Below are 18,681 nucleotides of genomic sequence, written 5' to 3' on the forward strand. Positions count from 1 at the left end.
CCTACTCGTGTGCGCTCATGACGTGCTTGACGCGGGTGTATTCCTCCACGCTGTACACCGACAGGTCCTTGCCGTAGCCGGAGTACTTGAACCCGCCGTGCGGCATCTCGGCCACCAGCGGGATGTGACAGTTCACCCACACCGCACCGAAATCCAGTGCGCGGCTGAAGCGTTCGACGGTGCCGTGATCCTTGGTCCAGACACTGGCGGCCAGGCCGTAGCGCACGCCGTTGGCCAGGGCGATGGCCTCGTCGGCATCGGCGAAGGACTGCACGGTCAGCACCGGGCCGAAGGTCTCCTCCTGCACGATGGGATCGTCCTGGCGCACGCCGGTGATGATGGTCGGCTCCACGTAGAAACCCGTTTCGCCCCAGCGGTTTCCGCCGGTGACCACCTTGGCGTGCGCGGGCAGCGCGGCCAGTTTGCCCATGACGGCGGCGAAGTGGTTGACATTGTTGAGCGGGCCGTAGAAGGCGTCCGCGTCGTCGGGGCGGCCCGGGCGCAGGGTGTCGGCGGCGGCGGTCAGCGCGGCCACGAAATCGTCGTGGATGGATTCGTGCACCAGCACGCGGGTGGCGGCGGTGCAGTCCTGGCCGGCATTGAAGAACCCGGCCTGCGCGATGCCCAGCGCCGCCTTCTCGATGTCCACGTCGGCGAACACGACGACCGGCGCCTTGCCGCCCAATTCGAGGTGGGTGCGCTTGAGCTGATGCGACGCCGATTCGGCCACCGCCATGCCCGCGCGCACCGAACCGGTGATGGATACCAGGCCGGGGGTGGGGTGCGCGACCAGTTCCGCGCCGGTGCCGGCGTCACCGAGCACCACGTTGAACACCCCGTCGGGCAGGATGTCCTTGCTCAGCCGCGCCAGCACCAGGGTCGATTCCGGGGTGGTGTCGCTGGGCTTGAGCACGATGGTGTTGCCCGCGGCCAGCGCCGGGCCGATCTTCCAGATCGCCATCATGAACGGGTAGTTCCACGGAGTCACCTGTGCGACAACGCCGATCGGCTCGCGGCGCACGTAGGAGGTGAAGCCCTCCATGTACTCACCGGCCGCCCGGCCTTCCAGCAGCCGGGCCGCGCCCGCGAAGAACCGGATCTGGTCCGCGCCGACCGCGACCTCTTCGGCGGCGACCATGGCGTGCAGCTGCCCGGTATTGCGGGACTGCGCGGCCACCAGTTCGTCACTGTGCGCCTCGATGGCGTCGGCCAGCTTCAGCAGTGCGGCGGCCCGCACGCTCGGGGTGGTCTTGCCCCAGGTTTCGAAGGCGCGTTCGGCGGCCGCCATGGCGGCGTCGACATCGGCGCGGTTGGAGATCGGGGCGTGTCCGACGACCTTCTCGTCGACCGGGCTCACCAGGTCCAGGGTGCGCGTGGCGGAGGATGCCACGAATTCGCCATTGATGTAGTTCTCGAGCACAGGACTCGTCTTCGACGTCACCTGAGTTCACCGTCCATCCGTGTGTGCGGGGTGCGGCACCAGTGTGCGCTGCGACACAGCCCGAACGCTCGTGCCGAGTTGGTGAACTACTCGACCCGATTTCGACAATCTGTACACTGCGGTTCGATGCCTGTTTCCATTGGCTGGGTACTAGCCCAGCCCGAGCTCGCGGTTCGCCTGCGCGGCGGCGCGGCCGGGGTGGACCGCGAGATCGATCTCGTCGTCACCACTGAACTGGAGCGCCCGTTCCCGTGGCTCTCCGGCGGCGAACTGGTCCTGACCACCGGCATGCGTTTGCCGCCCGATGCCCAGGGGCGGACCGCGTACGTGCGCGGCCTCGCCGAATGCGGGGTGTCCGCGCTCGGCTTCGGCGTGGGGCTCACCCACGCCGAAGTCCCGCCCGATCTGATCGCCGCCGCGGACGAGATCGGCATTCCCCTCATAGAAGTGCCGCTCTCGACCGCCTTCGCGGCCATCGTCAAACGGGTCAGCGCGCGCAGCGCCGAACTCCAGTACGACGCCGTGCTGCGCGCCTCGCACGCCCAGCCCCGTATGACCCGCGCGCTCATCAAATCCGGCGCGCACGCCATCGTGCGGGAACTGGCCGCGTCGCTGTCGGCCACCGTGGTGGTCCTCGACCCCGCGGGCCTGGTAACCGACTGTGTCCCAGCGGAACTGGATCCCACGCTGCTGTCCCGGGTGCGCGGCGCGGTGGCCGGCGGCACCGCCAGCGGCGTGCGCACCGAAACTTCGGGCGCCTCGATCACCCATCAGCGTATTGCCGTGGGCCGCAGTCATTTCGGCGATCTGGTGGTGGTCACCGCCGCCCCGCTCGGCCACGTCGACCAGATCCTGCTCGGTCACGCGAACTCGCTCCTGGCGCTCGACTTCGAGAAGCCCGCCCGCCTGCGCGCCGCCCAGCACCGCCTCAACGCCCACGCCCTGGGCTTGCTGCTGGGCGCGGACACCGACCCCGAGCCCGCCTGGGACCAGCTGGCCGAGGCCGCCGACCCCCGAGGCCGGATCCGCGTCCTGCTCGCCGCCTGCGACACCGACGCCGCCGCGGCGACCGTCCGGACCGCCTTCGAGGACGCGATCCTCGCATCCGGTGATCCACTCTTCCTGCACGCCGCCGGCCGCCGGGTGCTGGCGGTGCTTCCCGCTGACACCGAGATCCCGCGTGAGTTCTCCGCCGGCGTACGGCACGTGCGGCTCGGGCTCAGTGCCCCGCACGCCGTGCGGGAGCTGGCGGATGCCGTGGCCGGTGCGCGGCTCGCCGCGTCGGCGGCCGAACGGGGCGGCGCGGCAATGGAATTCAGCGCGTTCTCCGGCAGTTCGCTGCTGGCCTTCGAGTCCACTCGCGAGGTGCTCGGGGCCATGGCTCGGACCGCGCTGACGCCCTTGATCGAGCACGACCTGCGGCACGGCACCGATCTGCTCGGGTCACTGCGCGCGTTCCTGGAGGCCAACGGGCAGTGGGAATCGGCCGCGGTGGTCACCGGGGTGCACCGGCATACGCTGCGCAAGCGGATCGCCACGGCGGGGGAGTTGCTGGGGTGCGACCTCGACAACGCCCGGGTGCGCGCGGAACTGCTGCTAGCCATCCTCGCTCGCGGCTGAGGCGACACCCCGGGCGGTCATGTGTTGCTATCAGTAGCCGCTTGCGCGCCCTGCCCGGCGTGCGACGTGCGGAAATTCTGGTGTACCTGGCGTTGCGTAAGCAGGCCTATCGCTGGGATGCACGCTAGATGCTACGAAATCCGAAGCTAGTAACCCAGATTTAATGGGCTTTCGGTTGTAAAGTGAACTATCAACAACTGAATCGGTTGCAACCGGTCGGTAGCTGTGGGATAAACGGAATGTCGGCAAACCCGCGAACCAACGCCGGAGCCACCCGATCCCCCCCGTCGAGGAGTCAGTTCACATGACCGCCACCATCGAGCCCAATACCGCCGCGTCGAAGGCCTCCCGCGTCGTTCGCGACAACCTGTGGATGCACTTCACCCAGCAGGACGCGCAGTCCGGCGCGGACACCCCGGTGATCGTGCGCGGTGAGGGCGCCTACGTCTACGACGACACGGGCAAGCGCTACCTGGACGGTCTCGCGGGGCTGTTCGCCGTGCAGGTCGGTCACGGCCGTGAGGAACTGGCCGAGGCCGCCGCCCGTCAGACTCGCGAGCTGGCCTACTTCCCGCTGTGGGGTTACGCGCACCCCACCGCCATCGATCTGGCTGAGCGGCTGGCGAATCAGGCCCCTGGCGATATCAACAAGGTGTTCTTCACCGTCTCCGGCGGCGAATCGGTCGAAACCGCGTGGAAGCTCATCCGCCAGTACTTCAAGCTGATCGGCCAGCCCACCAAGCACAAGGTGATCAGCCGGTCCATGGCCTACCACGGTACCTCGATGGGCGCGCTGTCCATCACCGGAATCCCCGGCGCCAAAGCTGATTTCGAGCCGCTGGTGCCCAGCGCCATGCGGGTGCCGAACACCAACTTCTACCGCGCGCCCGAGCACGCGCCCACCGACTACGAGGCGTACGGCCTGTGGGCCGCCGACCGCATCGAAGAAATGATCATGTTCGAGGGTCCGGAGACGGTCGCGGCCGTGTTCCTGGAACCGGTGCAGAACACCGGCGGTTGTTTCGTGCCGCCGCCCGGCTACTTCCAGCGCGTGCGCGAGATCTGCGATCGCCACGGCGTGCTGCTGGTCTCCGATGAGGTGATCTGCGCGTTCGGCCGGCTCGGCTTCGACTTCGGCGCCAAGAAGTTCGGCTACCAGCCCGACATCATCACTACCGCAAAGGGTTTGACCTCCGGCTACGCCCCGCTGGGCGCGGTGCTGGTGAGCGACCGCATCGCCGAGCCGTTCCGCAACGGCGCGACCTTCATGCACGGCTCCACCTACGGCGGGCATCCGGTGGCGTGCGCGGTGGCCATGGCGAACCTGGATCTCATGGAGCGCGAGGACCTCTACGGTCACGTGCTGCGCAACGAGGGCGCGTTCCGCTCCACCCTCGAGAAGCTCTACGACCTGCCGATCGTCGGCGAGGTGCGCGGCGACGGGTTCTTCTGGGCGGTGGAGCTGGTCAAGGACCGCGCCACCAAGGAGAAGTTCACCGACGCCGACGCCACCCGCATCCTCAAGGGGCACGTCTCCAAGGCGCTGTTCGAGGCCGGCCTGCACTGCCGCGCCGACGATCGCGCCGAACCGGTCATTCAGCTGGCCCCGCCGCTGATCTGCGAACAGCAGCAGTTCGACGAGATGGAACAGGCGCTGCGCCATGCTCTGACCGGGGCGTGGCAGCTCATCTGAGTTCGCTGTCGGAGCCCCCGGCTACTGTTGGTCATCATGCGAGCAGCATCGAAACCACGGGAGCTGGGGGATCTTCCGTTCGCGCGGCATCTGGAACCGGCGGGGTCCATCGACATCTCGGGCGAGTACGACTGCGCCCATTTCGACGGTCTGACCCTCGATCAAACCGATGCCGTGGGAACGCATTTCACCGAATGCGCGCTGTCGGGCCTGACGGTCACCGGCGGCTCCTTCCGGCACGCGCGGTTCAATGACGCCTGGGTGCAAGGCAGCCAGTGGACCGGTGTGGACCTGTCCGACACCTCCTGGCTGGACACCGAATTCGTGCTCGACGCGCTGTCGGGGGTCGAGGCGTTCGGCGCGAATCTGCGCCGCGTTCGCTTCCACAACTGCAAGTTCGATTCGGTCAACCTGCGCGGCGCGGTGCTGAACGAGGTGTCGTTCGTGGATTGCGTACTGCGGCACGTGGATATCAGCGAGGCCAAACTGACCTCGGTCACCTTCCCCGGCACCCAGATCGACGCGCTCTCGCTCCGCAAGGCGCAGTTGAAGAAGGTCGACTTCCGGGAGGCGCGCGTGCTCGGGGTGTACGCCGGCATCGAATCGCTGGCCGGGGCGACCATCACCCAGACGCAGCTGCTGGAGCTGGCACCGGTCTTCGCCCACACCTTCGGCATCGAGGTCCGCTAGACCCCGCCGTTCAGATGTCGATGCCGTGCTGGAGCGCGGCGACGGTGCCGTCGAGTGTTTGGTAGAGCGCGGTGAGCGAATGGTCCTCGCCACGCACCCAGGCGTCCAGGCCGACGCCGAAGGCCGCGAAACAGGTTGCGGCGGTGAGGATCGGGCGCAGGTCGTCTTCGGGAAGTCCAGCTCGGCGCGCGAAGGCGCGGGCCAGGCTGTCGCGGCGGCCGACCGCGCCGGTGAAGTTCTCGCGGCGGATCTCCGGGTGGGAGAGCAGGAGTGCGCGGGCGCGGCGGGCGGTATCGGCCTGGGCGGTCCGTTCCGGGGTCGCGGCCGGATCGAGAATGAAATCGCGCAGGGCCGCGCGTACCGCGGGGAACACCGATTCCGCGGCCGGGCGGCGCTCCACGGCGGCGAGCAGGGCCGCCATCACGTCTTCCTCGTGGGCGAACACGACCGCCGCCTTGGACGGGAAATGCCGGTGGAAGGTGCGGCGGGAGACCTGGGCGGCGTCGGCGATCTCCTGCACGGTGGTCTGCTCGAAGCCGCGGCTCTCGAACAGGCGCAGCGCGGCATCGATCAATTCTCTTCGGACCCTGACCTTTTCGCGTTCCCGCAGGCCGCTCGGCTCGGTCATCGCGTCCCTTCGTCGCTCAGCTCACACCCCTTGCTGTCACAAAGTGACACTTCACAGGATAGTCTGTCCGAAGTGTCTCAATGTGACACCAGCCAATGGGAGCTCGAGAGAAAGGCGTCTCGATGACGCGACGTACCGTGATCACCCTGTGCTCGGCGGCCGCGCTGCTGGCTGCCCCGCTGGCGGCCGGGCCGCTGACGGCGACCGCGACGGCCGCGCCCGCGAGCGCGCCCGGCACCGTGACCGGCGATGAACCGCTATCGGAAGACCTATGGATCGAAGGCACGGGGTCGGCCCGCCGCCTCACCTATTGGACCCGAGACTCCGCCGATCAGCCCGCATTGTCGACCGGCGTGGTGTTCACCCCGGCCGGGACGCCGCCGCCCGGCGGCTGGCCGGTGGTCTCCTGGGAGCACGGCACGGTCGGCATCGGCGACGATTGCGCGCCGTCCACGGCGGGACGCTCGCAGCGCGATATGAACTACCTGGCGACCTGGATGAAACAGGGCTACGCGGTGGTGGCCACCGATTACATCGGGCTCGGCACGCCCGGCGTGCACGCCTATCTCGACGGCCGCGCCGAGGCGCACGCCGCCATCGACATGGTGCGCGCGGCCCGCTCGGTCGATGATTCGCTCGCCACCAAGTGGGTGGCCATCGGGCAGTCGCAGGGCGGCGGCGCGGCGGTCTTCACCGCCTCCCTGGCCACCGGCTACGCGCCGGAACTCGATTACCGCGGCGCGGTGGCCACCGGCCCGGCCTCCAATATCGTCGACGCGGCCATGTTCGTCGGCCCGAACACCGTGCCCGTCAAGTCTTCTCACCTCACCGCCTACGCGACCTATGTGCTGAACGGACTGAAAGCCGCGCGCCCCGACTTCGACATGGACAGCTACCTCACCCCGCAGGGCAAGCAGCTCGCCACCGACGCGGAGACGCTGTGCTTCACGCCGCTGGCCGAGCGCGCCGAGGGTATTGCGCTGAATCAGCTGTTCGCCCGGCCGCTTTCGGACGGTGACTTCGCCGCGATCGCGCACCCGGTCATGGATGTGCCGATGACCGGCGACGACCGGCCGCTGTTCATCGGCCAGGGCACCAACGACACCGATGTGCCCGCGCCGCTGACCGCCAAACTGGTGGTGGATCTGAACGCGCACGGGGTGCATCCGGAGGTGCACGTCTATCCCGGTAAGGACCACAGCGCGACCGTGTCGGCGTCGCTGCCGGACAGCGTGCCGTTCGTCGCCCGCCTGTTCGCCTGACCTTCGGCCGCGCTCGCCGGATCGCTATCCGGCGAGCAGTACGGCCGCCAGCGTGATCGCGCCCGGCAGGGCCTGGACCAGCAGGATGCGGCGGCTGGCGGTGGCCGCGCCGTACAGGCCGGCGACCACGACGCAGGCGGCGAAGAAGATCTTCGCGGCGTACCCGGTCGGATCGGCGGCGATCAGGCCCCAGATCAGGCCGGCGGCCAGAAAGCCGTTGTAGAGGCCCTGATTCGCGGCCAATGCCTTGGTCTGCTCGGCGAATTCGGGGGTGGTCCCGAAGGCGGCGCGACCGCGCGGCGTGGTCCACAGGAACATTTCCAGGACCAGGATGTAGACGTGCAGGGCGGCCAGCAGGCCGACCAGGATTTCCGACACCACGCGCATGAAGAAACCGCCTCTCAGAGTTCCCGTGCAGCGTATTCGCCTGCCAGGATTCCCGATCGGCGGCGCGGAGTCCGGCAGGCGCGCCCGGAAGACGCGCCCGCCGGCTGGTTCAGCTCGCGGCGGGGACGCGGCGGTTGCGGGTGCCGTAGAGGGCGCGGCCCTCGGCGGGGGTGCGGGTCTCGAAGACCCTGGGCGGTTCGGCCTTCAGGTGCTGCTGCAGGATCTGCCCGGCCATCGGCGCGATGATCGGCGCGGCCAGGATCAGGCCCTTCTTGTCGAACAGGGTGAACAGCCAAACCAGAATGCGCCCAATGGGTTTCACCAGCAGATCCACGATCCCCGGCCGATCGAAATGCCCCAGTTTGCGCATCCACTTGGGCAGGGTCGCGATGGACGCGAAGGACAGCAGCCGCGCGCCGATGGCGTAGGTCCAGCCCGCGCCGTTGCCCGGCGAGGTGAACAGCATCTGATGGATGCCGTCCTGCGCGCGCTCCGAAGTGCACAGGCGCGCACGCACATTCGCGTAATACTCCCGCACGCCCTCGCGGGTGACCGGCACGTCCTCCGGCTTGCAGGTCTGCAACTCGGCCGCGATCCGGCACTCCTGCCAGAACCGCGCCTCTTCCTCGGCGGTCAGGCCCGGCCCGAACATCTCGTAGGCCTTGAGCACCGAATGCCAGCCGGTGATGTGAATCCACAGCTGCGTCTCGGGGCTGTTGGCGCTGTAGCGCTGCCCGCTGATCGGCTCGATGCCGGTCGCCTTGGCGTGAATGGTCATCAGATGCTCGGCCGCTTCGGTGGCGGTCTTGGTATCGCCGATCGCCACGATCAGGAAGTAGGCGAAGGTCAGATCCAGGCGGCTGCGCGGATCGGAGTAGATCTTGGCGGTATCGGCGACCGCGGCGGTCAGGAAGGGATCGAAGTGCTCGAGCGCCACCGCACGCTGGAACCCGATCACGGCGGTCGGCGCGGTCCACACCTTCCAGCTCGGCGAATCCGGCCCGAAGAACCCCAGGTCCTCGCGGCGGAGAGTGGTCGGATCGAAGGTCACTGAGAGCTCCTTCACGGTTCGATCCCATCGAATACAACGCAACCGTAGCAATTGTTCCCGGTCAATACAACGGTCCCGTAGGATTTGGTCCGACGGCTGCACGATCCCGGCTTCGCCAATGACACAATGACCCCGATGAAGGTGAAACGGAAGTGACAAAAACCGGCGCGACCGACCGCCCCCGCAGGCGCTACGCCCCCCGCCTCCCTCCGGAGGAGCGCCGGGCCCAGCTGCTCGACGCCGCGTACGCCGTCCTCGAGAAGGCCGAACTGCACGAGCTCAGCATGGAAGCCGTCGCCCAGGAAGCCGGCGTCGGCAAGCCGGTCCTCTACACGGTCTTCAAGACCCGCGCCGAGCTAGTCGCCGCCCTGCTGGAACGCGAACGCGAACGGGCCCTCGAAGAGGTCGCCGAAACCCTCCCGACCGATCTGCTCGGCGCGGACCCCGTCGTCGCCGCGTCCGCCACCGTCGAAGCCTTCGTCAACGTAGCCCTCGAGAACCCCACCCGCTGGCGCCTGCTCCTCGCCGGTCCCGGCAATGCCCCCGACGAATACCGCGAAGCCATCCGCAGCTCCCGCGCCGGCATCTTCGACCAGGCCGAAGCACTCGTCCGCATGGGCCTGGCCATCGATTCCCGTTGGGCCGAAGTGGATTCCGGCCTGCTGACGAACTCCCTGCTCACCATCGCCGAGATGCTGGGCCGCCTGGCCATCAGTGAACCGGACGCCTACCCGCGCGAACGCATCGAGGGTTTCGTGCAGGCCATCGTCCGGCTGCTGGTGGGCACGCCGAGCCGGGACTAGTTGCGCTCGAACAGTTTTCGCGCCACCCGCGCGCCCATGAGCGTGGAGATCCCGGCCGGGGTCTGCGGGTCGTAGCCGGTCAGTTCGGCGATGCGGGTCAGGCGGTAGGTGACGGTGTTGCGGTGGACGCACAGTTCGCGGGCGGCGGCGTTCTGATTGCAGTCCTGGGCGATGAAGACGTCCAGGGTTTCGGCGAGGACGGGTTGCTCGCGCAGCGGGTCGAGGGCCGCGCGCAGGGTGTGGGCGGCGCCGGAGGTGGCGATGGCGTATTCGAAGACCATGGCCTGGCGGCGGCAGATGGCGTCGGGGCGGCGCAGTGAACGGCCCGTTTCGGCAAGGACTTTCGCTTCTTCGAAGGCGGCGGGGACCTGGGCGCGGGTGGGTGCGGGCGCGATGCCGACCCAGAGCGAGTCGGGGGTTTTGCGGGTGCGGCCGAGCAGGATGGTGGTGAGTTCGCGCAGCGCGGTCGCCTCGTCGGCGTCGCTGTGCAGGGGGAGCAGGGCGGTCCAGCCGCCGCTGTCGCGATGCAGGAAAGCGCCGGACATCTCACCGATGCGGCGGCGCAGGGTGGTGAGGATGCCGGGTTGCGGGTTGTCCAGGCGGATGGCGGCCACCAGGTAGGAATCGGCGAGGGAGAGGGCGGCGTCCTCAGCCCATTCGTAGGGGTCGCGGCCGGTGAGCAGGGCTTCGGCGATCTCGCGGGCGCGTTCGACGCGGTCGTAGCGGATCTGGCGGGCGTCCTCCAGGCACGCCTCGGCGAAACGGCTCGTCATGAGCGTCACGTATTCGATCAGGCGCAGGGCCACGGTGGATTTCAGTTCGGCCTGCTCGGGCGTGGCGGTGACCGCGACATGGGTCCACAGGAAGGTGGTGCCCGCGCGATAGTTGGCCAGGGCCTCGGCGAGGGGCATGCCGTCGCGGGTCAGCGACAGCACGCGGTGCACCAGGGGCAGGGATTGATCCTCGGCGGGTTCGACGCCGGTGTCGAGGAAATCGAAGAACAGCTCGATGTTCAGTTGCGCGGCGGGCAGGAAGTCCGCGTCCAGCATGGACTTCGGCAGTCGATCGTACGGAGGCTCGCCCGCCGCGAAATCGGCGATCAGGGCATTCGCCCGAGCCTGCCACTCGTGTAGTACCGCGGTCTCCACGTCGAGACCTCCCCTGCTGTCGAGGCAATGTGTTGCCCCACCCTATGTCACGTGTCCCGGACAATTTCACCGAGTGGGTAGCGTTAGTGAACTGACTGCCCTACGCTGAGCGCATGACGGAGTGGAAGCCCACGGCCTGCATCCTGTGCGAGTGCAACTGCGGAATTCAGGTGCTGGTGGGGCCGGACGGCCGGTCCTTCGAGAAGATTCGCGGCGACAAACTGCATCCGGCGTCGGCGGGCTACACCTGCAACAAGGCGCTGCGGCTGGATCACTACCAGAACGGGCGGGTCGGGCGGCTGAGTTCACCGCTGCGCCGGCGCCCGGACGGCGAGTTCGAGGAAATCGACTGGGACACCGCCATCGCGGAGATCACCGCGCGCCTGCTGGAGATCAAACTGCGGCACGGCGGGGAGTCGATCTTCTATTACGGCGGCGGCGGCCAGGGCAATCACCTGGGCGGCGCGTACGCCCCGGCGACCATGGCCGCCTTCGGCATGAAATACCGCTCCAGCGCGCTGGCGCAGGAGAAGACCGGTGACTTCTGGGTCGGGGCGCGCATGTTCGGGCATCCGGTGCGCGCCGATGTGGAGCACGCCGAGGTGGCGTTCTTCGTCGGCAAGAATCCCTATCAGTCGCACGGGTTCCCGCGAGCGCGCACGGTGCTCAAGGAGATCGCCAAGGATCCGGAGCGATCGATGATCGTGCTGGATCCGGTGCGCACCGAGACCGCCGAGCTGGCCGACTTCCACCTGCAACTGCGGCCCGGCACCGACGTTTACCTGCTCACCGCCATGGCCGCGATCCTGGTGCGCGACAAACTGATCGACGCCGACTGGCTGGCCGAGCACACCACCGGCGCGGACGAGGTGCTGGCCGTACTGCGCGCGGTTCCGATCGAAAAGTACTGCGCCATCGCCGATGTCGAACTCGACCTGGTCACCGCCGCCACCCGCCGCCTGGCCCGGGCCCGCTCGGTGGCGGCGCTGGAAGACCTCGGCGTGCAGATGAACCGCTACTCCACCGTGGTCTCCTACATCGAGAAACTGGTGTGGATGCTGACCGGCAATCTCGGAAAGCCCGGCGCGCAATACGCTTTCACCGGCCTCGCCGCCCTCGGCCACGATCGCGGGCATCCGATGGGGGAGGGGCCCGCGAGCCCGGTGGTGGGCGCACCCATCATCAGCGGGCTGGTGCCGTGCAATGTGATCACCGAGGAGATCCTCACCGATCACCCCGCCCGCTACCGCGCCATGTTCATCGAATCGGCCAATCCCGTGCATTCCCTGGCGGATTCGGCCCGCATGCGCGAGGCCCTCGACGCCCTGGAACTGGTGGTGGTCGTGGATGTCGCCATGACCGAGACCGCCCGCCTGGCCGACTACGTGCTGCCCGCGCCCACCCAGTTCGAGAAGTACGAGGCCACGTTCTTCAACTTCGACTTCCCGCGCAATATCTTCCATCTGCGCCACCCGGTGCTGCCCGCCCCCGACGGCGTGCTGGCCGAACCGGAGATCCACGCCCGCCTGGTGGAAGCCGCCGGCGTGCTCGGCGAGGACGATTACGCACCCCTGCGCGCCGCGCTGGCCCAGGGCCGGGAAGCCTTCGCCATGGCGTTCCTCGGCATTCTCGCCGACCCCGCCAAGTCGAAACTGGTTCCGGTGCTGCTGTATCGCACGCTCGGCGAGACGCTGCCCGACGGCGCGGCGGCCGCGTCCATGCTGTGGGCCGCGGCCTACAACTGCGTCCGCAAATTCCCGCAGAGCGTCGAACGCGCCGGTTACGGCACGGGATTGGCAGCGGGCGAGCGTCTGTTCGAGGCTATCCTCACCGGCGCGCACGGCATCGTCATCACCGAGGACGATTACGAGGTGACCTGGAACCGCCTGCGCGGCAACAAGGTCCGCCTGGATCTGGCCGACCTGCTGGAGGTCGTGGCCACCCTGCCCGACCTGGAATCCGATTCCGGCGACTGGCCTTTCGTGCTGTCGGCCGGTGAACGGCGCTCGTTCACCGCCAATACCATTGTCCGCGACCCGGAATGGCGTAAGCGCGACGGCGGCGGCACCCTGCGCATGAGCGAATCCGATGCCGAGCGACTCGGCGTGAGCGCGGGGGATCGGGTGCTGCTCACCACCCGCCGGGGCAGCACCGAGGTCCCGGTCGAACCCACCGACCGCATGCGTCCCGGCCACCTGTCGCTGCCCAACGGTTTCGGGCTCGCGGTCGCCGACGACAACGGCAAGCCCGTGCAGACCGGCGTCGCCCCCAACGAGCTGACCGAATTCGACTCCCGCGACGAATGGGTCGGCACCCCCTGGCACAAGTACGTCCCCGCCCGCCTGGATACCGTGACCGCATGAAGCGCACCACCTTCGCCACCTGGCCCTGCACGGTCGCCCGCACCGTGGACCTGATCGGCGACTGGTGGACGCCCCTGATCCTGCGCGAAGCCTTCTACGGCGCGAAGCGGTTCGACGAGTTCGAGCGCATCCTCGGGCTCAGCCGCAACGTCCTCACCCAGCGGCTGACCCGGCTCGTCGAGGAGGGCATGCTCGACCGGGTGCAATACCAGGAGCGCCCGGCCCGGCACGAGTATCTGCTCACCGACAAGGGCCGTGAGTTCTTCCCGGTCATCGCCGCCATGATGCGCTGGGGCGACCGCTGGCTGGCCCCCGAATCCGGCGCGCCGGTGGTCCTGCATCACGAGACCTGCGATCACGACACGCACGCCGAAGTGGTGTGCGCGCATTGCCGGGAACCGCTCCGGCACGCCGAGGTCTCCGCGCACCTGGGTCCCGGTTTCCCGGATCGATTGCGGGAAAAGGCCCTGGCCACCGGACGTTTCGGCGCAAGAACCCGGTAACCGTCCCATTTGTGTGGGTTCTCACAAACCGGCCCGCTGCCGGTTTGCTGATAAGGAACACGGGTATTCCTCACCGTCCGCATCTGTGTGAGGGGTATGGGATATGGGCGCGAGCCTGATGATCGTGGAAGACGACGACCGGGTCCGCGGAGAGTTACGAGTCGCGATGGAGGCCGAGGGTTACGACGTGGCCGAAGCCGCCGAGGCCGAGGCCGCGCTGGATCACCTGCGGGTGCACGGCGCCCCGGACGTGATGATCGTGGACCTGATGGTCGGCGAGATGGACGTCTTCAGCTGTATTCGCGAAGTGCGCCGGGAGCACGAGGTGCCGATCATCGTGGTGGCCGAACACGGCGACACCCACGATGTGGTGGCGGTGCTCGAAGCGGGCGCGGACGATTTCGTCACCAAGCCGTTCGAGTTCAAGGAGATGAGCGCGCGCATGCGCGCGCTGCGCCGCCGGCCCCGGCTCGGCGCGCTCCCGGAGGATCCGGTCGTGGAACCGCCGGTGGAGGTGATCCTGGACGCCGATCACGCCGCGCCGCTGGTGCTTTCCCCCGAAGGCGGGGTGGTGCGCCGCGGCGGGGAGGAACTGCACCTGACCATCACCGAGTTCCGGTTGCTGTGTGAACTGGCGGCCAATCCCGGGCGGGTGCTCAGCCGCGCCGTGTTGCTGGAGAAGGCGTGGGACGAGGGCTTCTTCGGTGACGAGCGGATCGTGGACGTCCACGTCCGGCGGCTGCGCACCAAGATCGAAACCGATCCGTCGGACCCGCGCATCGTGGTGACGGTGCGTGGCCTGGGCTATCGGCTGGACATGCGGCGCTGAGTCACGCGATCGTCAACAGATCGCAATGAGTTCGTACGGTAGACCTCAAAGATCAGTTGACAGTCTGAACTGGTCATGCAGACCACAATCAGCAATATTGACGCAATGGCACCGCAACTTCCGGCCGAAGCGCCCATCCTGCTCCGCGAACCCGTCATCGCCGACGGCGGACGGATCTGGGCCATAGCCAAGGACTCCAAGGTCCTCGACGCCAACTCCAGTTATGCCTACCTGCTCTGGTGCCGCGATTTCGCCGGCACCTCGGTGGTCGCCGAGATCGACGGCGAGCTGGCCGGTTTCATCACCGGCTACCGCAGACCACAAGCGCCGCAAACGCTTTTCGTCTGGCAGGTCGCCGTCGACCACCCGTTCCGCGGGCGGGGCGTCGCCGTGGCCATGCTGGACGCGTTGCTGGAAAGGCAAGCCCGGCAGGGCATTTCCGCCATGGAGACCACGGTGTCACCGGACAACACGGCGTCCATCGCCATGTTCGGCTCGGTGGCCCGCCGCCGTGGCGCCCGGATGACGCGCTCGGAATTGTTCGCGCCCGAAGTATTCCCCGACGGGCACGAACCGGAAGACCTGTACCGCATCGCACCCATCACCCCTCAGGAGGAATGGCGATGAACAGCCCCGATATGACGATATTCGCGACCATGGAATCGAATGTGCGCGGTTACTGCCGCTCCTGGCCGACGGTGTTCGACACCGCGTCGGGCGCCTGGCTGCGCGACGAGACCGGCCGCGACTACCTGGACTTCTTCGCGGGCGCGGGTGCCTTGAACTACGGGCACAACAATCCGGTGCTCAAGCGCGCGCTCATCGATTACCTGTCCGGGGACGGCATCACGCACGGCCTGGACATGTCGACCATCGCCAAGCGGGAACTGCTGGAAACGCTGCGCGCCACTGTGTTCCAGCCGCGCGGGCTCGACTACAAGGTGCAGTTCCCGGGACCGACCGGGGCCAATGCGGTGGAGGCCGCGCTGAAGCTGGCGCGCAAGGTCACCGGCCGCACCGAGATCCTCAATTTCACCAATGCCTTTCACGGCATGACGCTGGGCGCGCTGTCGGTGACCGGCAATGCCGCCAAGCGCAAGGGCGCGGGCGTGCCGTTGCAGCACGCCACCTCGATGCCCTACGACGGCTATCTCGACGGCGCGGAGGACGAATCGTTCGTGTGGATGGAGCGCGCGCTCGACGACGCCTCCTCCGGCCTGGACCTGCCCGCCGCCGTCATCGTGGAGACCGTGCAGGGCGAGGGCGGGGTGAACCTGGCCGGGGCGCGCTGGCTGCGCAAGCTGGCCGGATTGTGCTCCGCGCGTGAGATTCTGCTCATCGTCGACGATGTGCAGATGGGTTGCGGGCGCACCGGGCCGTTCTTCTCCTTCGAGTACGCCGGCATCACCCCGGACATCGTCACGCTCTCGAAGTCCATCGGCGGCTACGGCCTGCCCATGGCGCTGGTGCTGTTCCGTCCCGAACTGGATCAGTGGGCGCCGGGCGAGCACAACGGCACCTTCCGGGGCAACAACCCGGCCTTCGTCACAGCGACCACCGCGCTACGGCACTACTGGTCCGACGACGCCCTCGAGGTCGCCACGCTGGCCAAGGGCGATCGGGTGGAGCGCGCGCTGACCGGGCTGGTCTCGGGCTTCGACGGGGTTTCGGCGCGCGGTCGCGGCATGGTGCACGGCATCGTGTTCGACGACGCCTCCCAGGCCAGCAAGGTGTGCGAGGCGGCCTTCGATCGCGGCCTGCTGGTGGAGACCTCCGGTCCCGAGGACGAGGTGGTGAAACTGCTGCCGCCGTTGACCATCACCGAATCGGAGCTGGATCACGGGCTGGAGTTGCTGTCCGCGTCCATGGACGCGGTGTGCGGCGGGCGGGGGATCTGACCATGATCGTGCGCACCACCGAGGAGATCACCAGCACCGAACGTGACGTGGCGGGCCCGGGCTGGCGCAGCAAGCGCATCGTGCTGGCAGGGGACGGGGTCGGGTTCTCCTTCCACGAGACCACCATCGAGGAATCCACCGTCCACGAATTCCACTATCAGCATCACATCGAGGCGGTCTGGCTGACCGAGGGCGAGGGCACGCTGGTCGATCTCGAACGCGGCGTCACCTACGAACTCGGCCCCGGCTCGATGTACCTGCTGGACGGCAACGAACGGCATCGCCTGTTCGCCCGCACCCGCATGCGCATGCTGTGCGTGTTCAATCCGCCGGTCTCGGGACAGGAGGTCCATGACGAGAACGGCGTCTACCCCCTCGCCGTCGCCGCCGACTGAGCGTGTCAGGAGCTCGAATGACGTTGTTCGACAATATCCGTATCGATCGCTACCGCACCCGCACCATGGTCGGCACACCGCATCTCGACCGCGACGATCCGACGGTGTGGGGGACCATCGGCACCCCGGCGCTGGCGAACTTCGACAATGACGGGTACGCCGTCCTCGACGGGCTGCTCGATCCCCTCGAGGTCGCCGATATCGCGGCCGAGATCGACCGGCTGACCAGCGATCCCGAACTGCGGCTGGACGATCGCGTGATCATCGAGAAGGCGTCCAACCAGGTGCGTTCGGTGTTCGAGGTACACCGGATCAGCGCCATGGTCGCGGATCTGGTGCGGGAGAGCCGGATCGCGGGATTGGCGCGGCAGGTGCTCGGCTCGGAGGTGTACCTGCACCAGACCCGCGTCAACTACATGCCCGGCTTTCGCGGCGCCGGCTTCTACTGGCATTCCGATTTCGAAACCTGGCACGCCGAGGACGGGATGCCGGCCCCGCGCGCGGTCAGCCTGTCCATCGCGCTGACCGACAACTACCCGTACAACGGCAGTCTGATGGTCATGCCCGGCTCGCACCGCACCTTCGTCCCCTGTCAGGGCGAAACCCCGGACGATCATTTCCGGGATTCGTTGCGCGAGCAGGAAATCGGGGTGCCCACCGAGGCCGATATCGCGGAACTGGCGGGCAAGTACGGCATCGCCCAGTTCACCGGTCGCGCCGGATCGGCCCTGCTGTTCGATTCGAACATCATGCACGGCTCCGCCGGCAATATCACCCCGTTCCCGCGCTCGAACATCTTCCTGGTGTTCAACAGCGTCGAGAACACCCTGCTCGACCCGTATTCCGCGCCCTATCCGCGACCGGAATACATCGCGAGCCGCGACTTCACGCCGCTGCTGTAGTTCTCACGCCCACTGGATATCCAGGCGCGGGGCCTTCGAGCAGGTGAACTGCATGACGTCGATATGGCCGATGCGGAAATGGTCGGCGCAACCGATGAGATAGCGCATGTAGGTGTCATAGGTTGCGGCGCCGGCGATTTCGATCGCCTCGGCGCGATGCGCGCGCAGGTTCTCGGCCCAGCAGTCGAGGGTCTTGGCGTAGTGCAGCTGGAGCGGGTGGATCCGGGTGACGGTGAAGCTCGCTTCGCGCGCGTACTCGCGCACGCCCAGCGGGGCCGCGCTCATCGGCAGCGGCAACTGGCCGCCCGGGAAGATCTCCTCGCGAATGAACCGCATGAACGCGATGTCTTCCCGGGTCAGCGGAATCTCGTTGGCGCGCAGGTAATCCAGGCCGTACATGACGATGGTGTGCAGCAGCATCATGCCGTCGGAGGGCAGCGCGGTGTACGCGAAATCGAAGAAGTCCGCGTAGCGCTCCTGCCGGAAGTGCTCGAACGCGCCGATGCTCACGATGCGATCGACGTGCCCGTCGAATTCTTCCCAGCCCTGCAACCGGACCTCGGCGTGCCGGGCGTGGTTCTCGCGCCGCGCGAGCTGTGCGCTGACGTAGTCGTATTGATTGCGGCTGAGCGTGAGACCGATGACGTTCACGTCGTAGGCGTCCAGGGCCCGCAGCATCGTCGCACCCCAGCCGCAGCCGACGTCCAGCAGCGTCATTCCGGGCTCGAGTTCGCATTTGCCCAGTGCCAGATCGATTTTCGCGCGCTGAGCGTCCTCCAGGGTGTATTCGGGATGCTTCCAGTACGCGCAGCTGTAGGTGCGGCTCGGATCCAGGAAGAGTGCGAAGAAATCGTCGGACAGGTCGTAATGCGTTTGCACGTCCGAATAGAACGGGGTGTGGCGGCTCATGAATGCGACCTCCGGGGCGTCGGTGCCGGATCGGCTGTTCTCCGTTGGTCGTCACGGGTTCGTTCCCGGACTGCCCGTCATTGTGTGACATGGGTCACTCTCGCTGAATGCGGTGCTGAACCAGTCGATCCGGCAAACCGTCACGACTAGTTGGTATCC

The 18,681-nt window shown here is 67.7% G+C and carries 18 protein-coding genes; 12 read left to right on the plus strand and 6 right to left on the minus strand.

Features of this window, described 5'->3' with window-relative positions; translation table 11 throughout:
* Position 1: 1 nt before the first annotated feature.
* The gene (locus NY1_RS17135; protein WP_067713874.1) at positions 2 to 1,441 is read right to left on the minus strand and encodes an aminobutyraldehyde dehydrogenase; all 1,440 of its coding nucleotides are present in this window, start codon (positions 1,439 to 1,441) and stop codon (positions 2 to 4) included.
* A 126-nt stretch (positions 1,442 to 1,567) separates the two neighbouring features.
* On the opposite strand from NY1_RS17135, the gene NY1_RS17140 reads away from it, so the two are divergent.
* The 3 genes from NY1_RS17140 (at position 1,568) to NY1_RS17150 (ending at position 5,444) form a co-directional block, all read left to right on the plus strand.
* Positions 1,568 to 3,061, plus strand: a complete 1,494-nt coding sequence (locus tag NY1_RS17140) for a PucR family transcriptional regulator (RefSeq protein WP_067713876.1) — start codon at positions 1,568 to 1,570, stop codon at positions 3,059 to 3,061.
* 304 nt (positions 3,062 to 3,365) lie between these two features.
* The gene (locus NY1_RS17145; protein WP_067713878.1) at positions 3,366 to 4,754 is read left to right on the plus strand and encodes an aspartate aminotransferase family protein; all 1,389 of its coding nucleotides are present in this window, start codon (positions 3,366 to 3,368) and stop codon (positions 4,752 to 4,754) included.
* A 36-nt stretch (positions 4,755 to 4,790) separates the two neighbouring features.
* Positions 4,791 to 5,444: a pentapeptide repeat-containing protein gene (locus NY1_RS17150; RefSeq protein WP_067714460.1), complete on the plus strand. Its 654-nt coding sequence runs from the start codon at positions 4,791 to 4,793 to the stop codon at positions 5,442 to 5,444.
* 10 nt (positions 5,445 to 5,454) lie between these two features.
* On the opposite strand, the gene NY1_RS17155 is transcribed toward NY1_RS17150, so the two are convergent.
* Positions 5,455 to 6,072 carry a TetR family transcriptional regulator gene (locus tag NY1_RS17155; protein WP_067713880.1) on the minus strand — a complete coding sequence of 206 codons (618 nt, stop codon included), beginning with the start codon at positions 6,070 to 6,072 and terminating at the stop codon, positions 5,455 to 5,457.
* A 122-nt stretch (positions 6,073 to 6,194) separates the two neighbouring features.
* On the opposite strand from NY1_RS17155, the gene NY1_RS17160 reads away from it, so the two are divergent.
* Positions 6,195 to 7,334, plus strand: a complete 1,140-nt coding sequence (locus NY1_RS17160; protein WP_067713882.1) for a lipase family protein — start codon at positions 6,195 to 6,197, stop codon at positions 7,332 to 7,334.
* Between the two features lie 24 nt (positions 7,335 to 7,358).
* Here the strand turns inward: NY1_RS17160 and NY1_RS17165 are convergent, their stop codons facing one another.
* Together NY1_RS17165 and NY1_RS17170 are read right to left on the minus strand one after the other, a co-directional pair.
* Positions 7,359 to 7,721 (minus strand): DUF1304 domain-containing protein, encoded by a 363-nt coding sequence (locus tag NY1_RS17165; protein ID WP_067713884.1) that lies wholly within the window; start codon positions 7,719 to 7,721, stop codon positions 7,359 to 7,361.
* 109 nt (positions 7,722 to 7,830) lie between these two features.
* Entirely contained in the window at positions 7,831 to 8,772 is a 942-nt protein-coding gene (locus NY1_RS17170) for an oxygenase MpaB family protein (RefSeq protein WP_067713887.1), read from the minus strand.
* 152 nt (positions 8,773 to 8,924) lie between these two features.
* On the opposite strand from NY1_RS17170, the gene NY1_RS17175 reads away from it, so the two are divergent.
* On the plus strand, positions 8,925 to 9,575 hold the full coding sequence (locus tag NY1_RS17175) for a TetR/AcrR family transcriptional regulator (RefSeq protein WP_067713889.1): 651 nt from the start codon (positions 8,925 to 8,927) through the stop codon (positions 9,573 to 9,575).
* Here the strand turns inward: NY1_RS17175 and NY1_RS17180 are convergent.
* Positions 9,572 to 10,723, minus strand: a complete 1,152-nt coding sequence (locus NY1_RS17180; RefSeq protein WP_067713892.1) for a PucR family transcriptional regulator — start codon at positions 10,721 to 10,723, stop codon at positions 9,572 to 9,574. The genes NY1_RS17175 and NY1_RS17180 overlap by 4 nt on opposite strands.
* 113 nt (positions 10,724 to 10,836) lie before the next feature.
* Here NY1_RS17180 and NY1_RS17185 point away from each other — a divergent pair, with 113 nt between their 5' ends.
* The 7 genes from NY1_RS17185 (at position 10,837) to thpD (ending at position 17,613) form a co-directional block, all read left to right on the plus strand.
* Complete coding sequence (locus tag NY1_RS17185; protein WP_067713894.1) at positions 10,837 to 13,086, plus strand: molybdopterin-dependent oxidoreductase; 2,250 nt, start codon at positions 10,837 to 10,839, stop codon at positions 13,084 to 13,086.
* Positions 13,083 to 13,589 (plus strand): winged helix-turn-helix transcriptional regulator, encoded by a 507-nt coding sequence (locus NY1_RS17190; protein ID WP_067713897.1) that lies wholly within the window; start codon positions 13,083 to 13,085, stop codon positions 13,587 to 13,589. Before NY1_RS17185 ends, NY1_RS17190 begins: the two co-directional genes overlap by 4 nt.
* A 103-nt stretch (positions 13,590 to 13,692) precedes the next feature.
* A complete protein-coding gene (locus NY1_RS17195) occupies positions 13,693 to 14,418 on the plus strand; it encodes a response regulator transcription factor (protein ID WP_067713900.1) in 726 nt (241 codons plus the stop codon).
* 105 nt (positions 14,419 to 14,523) lie between these two features.
* On the plus strand, positions 14,524 to 15,045 hold the full coding sequence (gene ectA, locus NY1_RS17200) for a diaminobutyrate acetyltransferase (RefSeq protein ID WP_067714461.1): 522 nt from the start codon (positions 14,524 to 14,526) through the stop codon (positions 15,043 to 15,045).
* The gene (gene ectB, locus NY1_RS17205) at positions 15,042 to 16,316 is read left to right on the plus strand and encodes a diaminobutyrate--2-oxoglutarate transaminase (RefSeq protein WP_067713903.1); all 1,275 of its coding nucleotides are present in this window, start codon (positions 15,042 to 15,044) and stop codon (positions 16,314 to 16,316) included. Before ectA ends, ectB begins: the two co-directional genes overlap by 4 nt.
* Before the next feature lie 2 nt (positions 16,317 to 16,318).
* Complete coding sequence (locus NY1_RS17210) at positions 16,319 to 16,711, plus strand: ectoine synthase (protein ID WP_067714464.1); 393 nt, start codon at positions 16,319 to 16,321, stop codon at positions 16,709 to 16,711.
* Between the two features lie 17 nt (positions 16,712 to 16,728).
* Positions 16,729 to 17,613 carry an ectoine hydroxylase gene (gene thpD, locus NY1_RS17215; protein WP_067713905.1) on the plus strand — a complete coding sequence of 295 codons (885 nt, stop codon included), beginning with the start codon at positions 16,729 to 16,731 and terminating at the stop codon, positions 17,611 to 17,613.
* Between the two features lie 3 nt (positions 17,614 to 17,616).
* Here thpD and NY1_RS17220 read toward each other — a convergent pair whose 3' ends face one another.
* A complete protein-coding gene (locus NY1_RS17220; protein WP_067713908.1) occupies positions 17,617 to 18,522 on the minus strand; it encodes a cyclopropane mycolic acid synthase family methyltransferase in 906 nt (301 codons plus the stop codon).
* Positions 18,523 to 18,681 lie beyond the last annotated feature (159 nt).

It is taken from the genome of Nocardia yamanashiensis NBRC 100130, from assembly GCF_001613325.1.
In the GTDB taxonomy this organism is placed as follows: domain Bacteria; phylum Actinomycetota; class Actinomycetes; order Mycobacteriales; family Mycobacteriaceae; genus Nocardia; species Nocardia yamanashiensis.

Coding starts and splice junctions, on each gene's coding strand:
- thpD (WP_067713905.1), top strand. CDS start 16,729: ATGACGTTGTTCGACAATATCCGTATCGATCGCTACCGCACCCGCACC.
- NY1_RS17150 (WP_067714460.1), top strand. CDS start 4,791: ATGCGAGCAGCATCGAAACCACGGGAGCTGGGGGATCTTCCGTTCGCG.
- NY1_RS17185 (WP_067713894.1), top strand. CDS start 10,837: ATGACGGAGTGGAAGCCCACGGCCTGCATCCTGTGCGAGTGCAACTGC.
- NY1_RS17195 (WP_067713900.1), top strand. CDS start 13,693: ATGGGCGCGAGCCTGATGATCGTGGAAGACGACGACCGGGTCCGCGGA.
- NY1_RS17210 (WP_067714464.1), top strand. CDS start 16,319: ATGATCGTGCGCACCACCGAGGAGATCACCAGCACCGAACGTGACGTG.
- NY1_RS17160 (WP_067713882.1), top strand. CDS start 6,195: ATGACGCGACGTACCGTGATCACCCTGTGCTCGGCGGCCGCGCTGCTG.
- NY1_RS17165 (WP_067713884.1), bottom strand. CDS start 7,721: ATGCGCGTGGTGTCGGAAATCCTGGTCGGCCTGCTGGCCGCCCTGCAC.
- NY1_RS17140 (WP_067713876.1), top strand. CDS start 1,568: ATGCCTGTTTCCATTGGCTGGGTACTAGCCCAGCCCGAGCTCGCGGTT.
- NY1_RS17190 (WP_067713897.1), top strand. CDS start 13,083: ATGAAGCGCACCACCTTCGCCACCTGGCCCTGCACGGTCGCCCGCACC.
- ectA (WP_067714461.1), top strand. CDS start 14,524: ATGGCACCGCAACTTCCGGCCGAAGCGCCCATCCTGCTCCGCGAACCC.
- NY1_RS17155 (WP_067713880.1), bottom strand. CDS start 6,072: ATGACCGAGCCGAGCGGCCTGCGGGAACGCGAAAAGGTCAGGGTCCGA.
- ectB (WP_067713903.1), top strand. CDS start 15,042: ATGAACAGCCCCGATATGACGATATTCGCGACCATGGAATCGAATGTG.
- NY1_RS17220 (WP_067713908.1), bottom strand. CDS start 18,522: ATGAGCCGCCACACCCCGTTCTATTCGGACGTGCAAACGCATTACGAC.
- NY1_RS17145 (WP_067713878.1), top strand. CDS start 3,366: ATGACCGCCACCATCGAGCCCAATACCGCCGCGTCGAAGGCCTCCCGC.